This window comes from Kingella pumchi, assembly GCF_022288825.1.
Taxonomy (GTDB): Bacteria; Pseudomonadota; Gammaproteobacteria; order Burkholderiales; family Neisseriaceae; genus Kingella_D; species Kingella_D pumchi.
Window position 1 is genome coordinate 63493 of sequence record NZ_JAKOOW010000017.1, and the last position, 7233, is coordinate 70725.

The 7233-nt window shown below is 58.8% G+C and carries 4 protein-coding genes; 3 read left to right on the forward strand and 1 reads right to left on the reverse strand.

Going from position 1 to position 7233, the window contains the following annotated elements:
• The first annotated feature begins 270 nt into the window (after nt 1-270).
• Nucleotides 271-1263, forward strand: a complete 993-nt coding sequence (locus MB824_RS04290; protein WP_238746274.1) for a TonB-dependent siderophore receptor — start codon at nt 271-273, stop codon at nt 1261-1263.
• 422 nt (nt 1264-1685) lie between these two features.
• Here the strand turns inward: MB824_RS04290 and pepN are convergent, their stop codons facing one another.
• On the reverse strand, nt 1686-4349 hold the full coding sequence (pepN, locus tag MB824_RS04295; protein WP_238746276.1) for an aminopeptidase N: 2664 nt from the start codon (nt 4347-4349) through the stop codon (nt 1686-1688).
• Nucleotides 4350-4846: 497 nt separating this feature from the next.
• On the opposite strand from pepN, the gene coaD reads away from it, so the two are divergent.
• Both coaD and MB824_RS04305 read left to right on the forward strand, forming a co-directional pair.
• On the forward strand, nt 4847-5356 hold the full coding sequence (gene coaD / locus MB824_RS04300; RefSeq protein WP_238746278.1) for a pantetheine-phosphate adenylyltransferase: 510 nt from the start codon (nt 4847-4849) through the stop codon (nt 5354-5356).
• Between the two features lie 186 nt (nt 5357-5542).
• Nucleotides 5543-6754, forward strand: a complete 1212-nt coding sequence (locus MB824_RS04305; RefSeq protein WP_238746280.1) for an esterase-like activity of phytase family protein — start codon at nt 5543-5545, stop codon at nt 6752-6754.
• Nucleotides 6755-7233: the final 479 nt, after the last annotated feature.

Genomic DNA, 7233 nt, shown 5'->3' on the forward strand with positions numbered 1-7233 from the left:
ACCCCACCCGCCACAAAACCTTTGTGCTGATGCTGGCCGCCGCCGGCTGCATCAACCTGGCTTATGTGTAAAAATCAACAGCGTTGTTTACACTTTTCGGATTTCGGATGCAGACCCAACTGGCAGGTTTTGCCGCTTGTCAAGAATGCCGCAAGGCACGGCGAAGCCGCATGGTTCTTGATAAGCGGTAAAACCTGCCAAATCATCATGCAGCCGAAAAACGAAAGCCGGGCAGCCTGAAAAAGTGTAAACAACGCGACCTTTTCCAACATGTATAACCCGGTGTACGGCGGCATGTGGCCGCGCCCCGGCGTCAATACTTTCGACGGCCAGGGCAATAACACCCGCCAGACCGAAATCCTGAAAACCGCCGCGCTCTATGCCAACGATTCGGTGTATTTCGGCGACAAATGGATTGTTTCCGGCGGCGCCCGTCTCGACTACTACGACCAGTATGCCGGCTGCGCCAACAAAGCCGGCGTGTTCAAAGCCAATACCGACAACCACGGCTGGAGCCTGACTCCGCAGCTGGGCGTAACCTACCGCATCACCCCGCAATGGTCGCTCTATGGCAGCTACTCGTCGTCCTTCCGCCCGCAGGTATCGATTGCCAACGCCATCCCCGGCGGTGCCAAACCGGAAAAAGGCCGCTCCTTTGAAGCCGGCGCCAAATTCTCCGGCAAACAGCTTTCCGCGACGCTCGCCGCCTTCCACATTCTCAAAGAGAACGTGCGCTATGTAGTCGATAACGGCGGCAGCACCGAAGACCGCTTCGCCGGCCACGCCCGCTCGATGGGCTTTGAAGCCGAACTGGGCGGCCAGATTACCGACAAGCTCGGCGTCAACGCCAACTACGCCTACACCGAAACCAAAACGCTCGAAGCCGAAGCCAAAGCCCAAGGCCTGCCGCTGAACAACACCCCGCGCAACCAGTTCGGCCTGTACCTGACCTACGACTTCGGACAGGCGCTGGGCGGCCGCTGGCGTGCCGGCGCCGGCGCCAAATACAACGGCGCCTGGTATATCGGCCGCAATGTCGAAAGCGGCCAGCGCCTGTGGAAAATCCCCGCCGCTACCGTTGCCGATGCCTTTATCTCCTACGACACCACCGTCGGCGGCCGCAAACTCAACCTGCGGCTCAACGGCAAAAACCTGACCAACCGACTGTATTACACGTCCACCGTCGGCTCTTCCACCCAGTACCCGATGATTGCGCTGGGCAACCCGCGCGAAATCAGCCTGTCGGCCCGCTTCGACTTCTGACAGCGGATACCGCCCCGCCCGGGCAGCCTGAAAACCACAGGTGCAAAAAACACGCCGCCCGCAGGAAACTGCGGCGCGGCGTGTTTTTTTCAGGCTGCCTTGGGTTTTCAGGCTGCCTTGGACTTTCAGGCTGCCTTGGACTTTCAGGCTGCCTTGGACTTTCAGGCTGCCTGCGGTACCTGATTTCCGCCATTCCCTTAATTCCCTCCCCCGCTTGCGGGGGAGGGCTAGGGTGGAGGCGCCTGCTGCTACGGCAATGCCTGCGGACATCTGCAGGAAGTAAACAAAAGCAGTTCTGCGAACTGCCACCCCCACCCCGTCCCTCCCACGAGCAAGCGCAGGAGAGAGAGTTAAGCGGCGGGCATTGCCGGCTTTCAGGCTGCCTGTTATCGGTCGGAGGCAAAAATCCGACCGATAAACTTTCAGGCTGCGTTGGCGGCCAAGATTTTTTCGACAATCTCGCCGCTGTCTTTGGACAAATCGGGAATCTTCGCCAGCTGCTGCAGGATGTCGAGCACCAGTGCGCGGCGTTGGGGTTCGAGGCTGCGGCAGATGTTGAAGGCCTGCACCAGCCGCGAGGCGACTTGCGGGTTGAAGCGGTCGATTTCTTCGATTTTCCCGGCGATAAAGCGGTAGCCCGAGCCGTCGGCGGCGTGAAAGTGCGGGATGTTGCGGGTAAAGGTGTTCAAGAGCGCGCGCGCTTTGTTGGGGTTTTGCAGATCGAAGGCCGGATGCTGCAAGGCAGCCTGAATCTGCGCGGGAGTGTCGGCGCGGCGGCTGGAAGCGATCAGGCTGAAGTATTTGCCCATCACCAGATCGTCGCTGCGGAATTTGGCGGCAAAGCGCTCGAGCAGCTCGTCGCGCAGCGGGCTGGGATTGCTGTTGATTGCGCTCAAGATGCCCCATTCGTGGGTCATGTTCTGCGCCATCGCGTCGTAGTTTTGCGCCACTTGCGCGATGTGCTCGGGATCGGCGCGCAGGATAAAGGCGCGGCAGACGTTGCGCAGGGCGCGCCAGCCGGCGGGTTCGGGGGCGTAGTTGTAGCAGTCGCTCGCCTGCTCTTCCTGCTCGCGGGCTTTTTGGTTGAGCGCGTCAAACTCGGCTTTGAAGGTGGCGGCAATCAGATCGAGCAGCGCTTCGCGGGCGTGATGGACCAGCAGCGGATCGAGATTATCGCGGCCGGCCATCAGCTCGGCCTCGGCGGGAACGTGCATCAGGGCAGCCTGAAACGCCGGGTCGATGTCGGCGCGCAGCACATAGCCGACGGCGTCGAGCAGGGCGCGGTGTTCGGGCAGCGGTTCTCCGGCCGCCAACGCAGCTTCGTTGGCGGCAACGGCGCGGCGCAGCAGGGTTTGTCCGGCTTCCCAGCGGGCAAAGGAATCGGAATCGTGTGACAGCAGCAGCGCCAGTTCGGCATCGCTGTAGGGGTAGTTGAGTATCACCGGGGCGGAGAAGCCGCGCAGTAAAGACGGCACGGCGGCGCGGTTCACGCCCGCGAGCACCAATTCCTGCTCGGCCTGGTTGAGCAGCAGCACCGCTTCGCTGACGGTTTCGCCGCTTTCAGGCAGCCTGAAAGCGAGCTGCGTGCCGGCATCGGCGCCTTCGGCAGCAAACAGCGCGATTTTCAGCGGCAGCGCCACCGGCTGTTTGTCGGCCATATCGGGGGTGGCGGGGGTGTGCTGTTTGACGCACAAGACAAAGTCGCCGTTGTCTTTCAGGCAGCCTGAAACGTCCAAAACCGGCGTGCCGGCCTGGCTGTACCAGCGGGCGAACTGTTCGAAATCGAAGCCGTTGGCATCGGCCATTGCCGCGCGGAAGTCGTCGCAGGTAACCGCCTGGCCGTCGTGGCGCTGAAAATAGAGTTTCATGCCTTTTTGGAAGCCTTCTTCGCCCAAGAAGGTGTGATACATGCGCACCACTTCGGCGCCTTTTTCGTAAACGGTGAGCGTGTAGAAATTATTCATTTCCACGTAGCTGGCGGGGCGGACGGGATGCGCCATCGGCCCTGCGTCTTCGGGAAACTGGAACTGGCGCAGATAGCCGACGTTTTCGATGCGCCGCACTTCGCGGCCGGCGCGGTCGGCGGAAAATTCCTGGTCGCGGAATACGGTCAGGCCTTCTTTGAGCGACAGTTGGAACCAGTCGCGGCAGGTTACGCGGTTACCCGTCCAGTTGTGGAAGTATTCGTGGGCGACCACGCTTTCGACGCGCTCGAAATCGGCGTCGGTGGCGGTGCAGCGGTCGGCCAGCACGCAGGAGGTGTTGAAGATGTTCAGGCCTTTGTTTTCCATCGCGCCCATATTGAAATCGCCCACGGCCACGACCATAAACACGTCCAAATCGTATTCCAGGCCGAAGCGGGTTTCGTCCCACTTCATCGCGTGCTTGAGCGACTGGATGGCAAAGCCCACCTTGTCGGCGTCTTCCCTGCGGGTGAAAAATTCCAGCGCCACTTTGCGGCCGCTCATGGTGGTGAAGCTGTCGGACGTGCGCACCAAATCGCCGGCCACCAGCGCAAACAGATAGCTGGGCTTGGCAAAGGGGTCTTCCCATTCGGCCCAATGGCGGCCGTTGTCCAGCTTGCCCGAGCCGGTCAGGTTACCGTTGGACAGCATCACCGGAAAACGCGCGGCATCGGCGGCAATGCGGGTGGTGTATTTGCCCATCACGTCGGGGCGGTCGGGGTGGAAGGTGATTTTGCGGAAACCTTCCGGCTCGCATTGGGTATAGAGATTGCCGCCGCTTTCATACAGCCCCATCAGCGTTTTGTTTTCGTGCGGATAGAGCTTGGTGCGCACGCTAAGCGTAAACGGCTCGGCAGGAACGGCGGCGATGGTCAGCGTTTCGCCGGCAAGCGTGTAGGCGCTTGGCGCCAGCGTTTCGCCGTTGAGCGCCAGCGACACCAGCTCGGCCGAACCCTGCAGCACCAGCGCGCCGGCACCGGCCTGCGGCTCGACCGACAAATCGGCGCTAACCAGCGTGTGCTCGCTGCGGATATCGAAATCAAGTCGCACCTGCGGCACCAGATATTCGGGCGCGCGGTAGTCTTTCAGGTATTTGGCGGTTTGTGCGGCGGGAAGGTTCATGGCAAAACTCTTGTCTGATTGGAAAAGCGGCGGATTGTAAAACTTTTCAGGCTGCCTGAAAATGTACCTGCCCACCGCGCAATGCCGCCGATATAGTGAGCCAAAATGAAAAATCTACGGCGTTAGCTCGCCTTGCCGTACGTGTGTACTGTCTTCGGCTCGCTGCCTTGTATCTTTTTCATTTTGACTCACCATAGCTTCAGCGTCCGGCATCCGGCCGGCGGCGTGATAGAATCGCCCGCCGCTTGGCAGTCCGAAAGCACTCCGAAAGCAGCCTGAAAGTTCAAAGGCAGCCTAGGGGCTGTTTACAATTGGTTTGCGCAGCGGATTTGATGCCAGAAAACAGGCTATGCAAGGCGCAAACCGCAGCAAGGTTGGACACCTTGCGAGGATTTGCAACGCAGCAGAGCCTGTTTTATGGCGTAAAAGCCGCCACAATACCAATTGTAAACAGCCCCTAACCCCACCCCGAAAAACCAAGAAACCCTACACCGACCATGACCACCCTCTCCCCGCGCCGCGCCGTCTATGCCGGCAGTTTCGACCCGCCCACCAACGGCCATCTGTGGATGATTGCCGAAGCGCAGCGGCTGTTTGACGAGCTGATCGTTGCTATCGGCATCAACGCCGACAAAAAAAGCACCTACACCATCGACGAGCGCCGCGCCATGCTCGAGAGCGTAACCGCCGGTTTTCCCAATGTGCGCGTCGATTCCTTTGCCAACAAATTTCTGGTGAACTACGCCCATTCGGTAGGCGCCGGCTTTATCGTGCGCGGCATCCGCACCGCCTCGGACTTTGAATACGAACGCGCCGTGCGCCACATCAACGCCGATTTGCAGCCGGACATCCGCACCGTCTTCCTGATGCCGCCGCGCGAAATCGTCGAGATCTCGTCCACCATGGTCAAAGGCCTGGTCGGCCCCGACGGCTGGCAGCAGATGGTGCGCCGCTATGTGCCCGAAGCGGTATACCGCAAGATGATTGAAGACAACGGCGGCGCCTAAACCAAGCAGCCTGAAAGCCAAAGGCAGCCTGAAAAGCCGAACACAAGGTTTTCAGGCTGCCTTTTTGCACATGCCACCATGCGGCAGAGCAGCACGCAATCGCAATTTTCCCTTTGTCTCTTAACATAAAATAAATTAGAATACCGCGTTTTTTACAAATCTTGCACTAAACTAACAAAGGAAATCATGAAACACACTATTCTTGCCGCTGTTATCGGTTTGCTTGCTGCCCATCCGGCTCTTGCCGAAACCATCCCCATGCCCGTGGAAAAACTGGGCGAAGTGCAGGGTGTGCCGTTTTACAAAGGCTACGGCTCGTCCATCGACGCAGACCCGCAAAACCCCAACCGTTTCTACGGCCTAACCGACCGCGGCCCCAATGCCGACGGCGGCGAAAACATCAAAATCTTCCTGCAGCCGGACTTCACGCCGAGCATTGGCCATTTTGAAATCCAAACCAACGGCACGATTAAAAAACTGCGCGACATCCCGCTCAAAGACGCCAACGGCAAACCGCTCACCGGCCTGCCCAACCCCAAAGGCTACGGCACATCCAAAGAAACCGTGGTCGATACCGACAAACATCTCTTGCAGCGCGACATCACCGGCATCGACAGCGAAGGGCTGGCAGTGATGAAAGACGGCACCTTCTGGGTGTCCGACGAATACGGCCCGCACATCGTGCACTTTGACCGCAACGGCTTCGAGCTCGAGCGCATGAGCCCGCGCGGCGTGAAAACCAACGGCCGCCGCTTGCCCGCCATACTCGGCCATCTGCGCCCCAACCGCGGCATGGAAGGCTTGACCACCACGCCGAGCAACCGCGTATTGGTCGGCATCATGCAATCAGCCCTGCACAACCCCGGCAAAGCCGAAGTAAAAAACGAATCGGTAACGCGCATCTTGTCGTTTGATTTGGCAACAGGCAAAACCAAGCAATACCTGTACCGCCAAGGCGGCAACTATTGGAAAAACTCCGAAATCCGCGCCATCGACGAACACCGCTTTTTGGTGGACGAACACAACGGCAAAAACGTGAAGCACGTTTACCTGATTGACCTGCGCGGCGCCACCGACGTTTCCGACCCCGTCGACAGCGAAAACGGCTTGAAAGTAAACGGCAAAGCCATTGAAGAAAACACTTGGGAAGAACTCGCCGCCGCCGGCATCAAGCCCGTAAGCAAAACGCTGGTAAGCGACGTAAAAAAAGACGTGGATTTTCAGTCGTCTAAATTTGAAGGTATGTGGGTGGCAGACGGCGGCAAAACGCTGTGGATTATCAACGATGACGATTTCGGCATCGATTCCACAGACAACCACACCATCGTGCCCAAACGCCTGCCCAACGGCGAAACCGATGCCACGCGCCTGTACCGCATTCCGCTGAACATCAAATAAGCATCAAGCCAAAGGCAGCCTGCGTAGCGAAGCGGAGTTGCGAAGCTAAAACCTGTGTGCAAGGTTTTAGCTTCGCAACTCCGCTTCGCTACGCAGGCTGCCTTTTTATGCCCGCCGCCATATTGCGGATAAGCGTAGGTTGGGCATTCATGCCCGACTATGCCTGATATTGCGAAGGGAATTTGTCGGGCATCAATGCCCGACCTACTGCTTTCAGACGGCCTTTTGATGCGTAGGTCGGATACTTGTATCCGACGTTTTTCCGCAAAGGAACCCCAAGCATGCCAACGGCTGTCGGATTCGAGAATACGACCTACGAAACTTCCCCGCGCCGTCATTAGCTTACGCAAGCCCGCCCAAACGGCGTCATTCCCGCGCAGGCGCACTACTGTCCGGAATAAAACCCCGCAACCCAAACAAAAAGGTTGCAGTCCAACGTTTTTACGGGTAAACCCCAGAGCGTCAACTCAAAAACATCG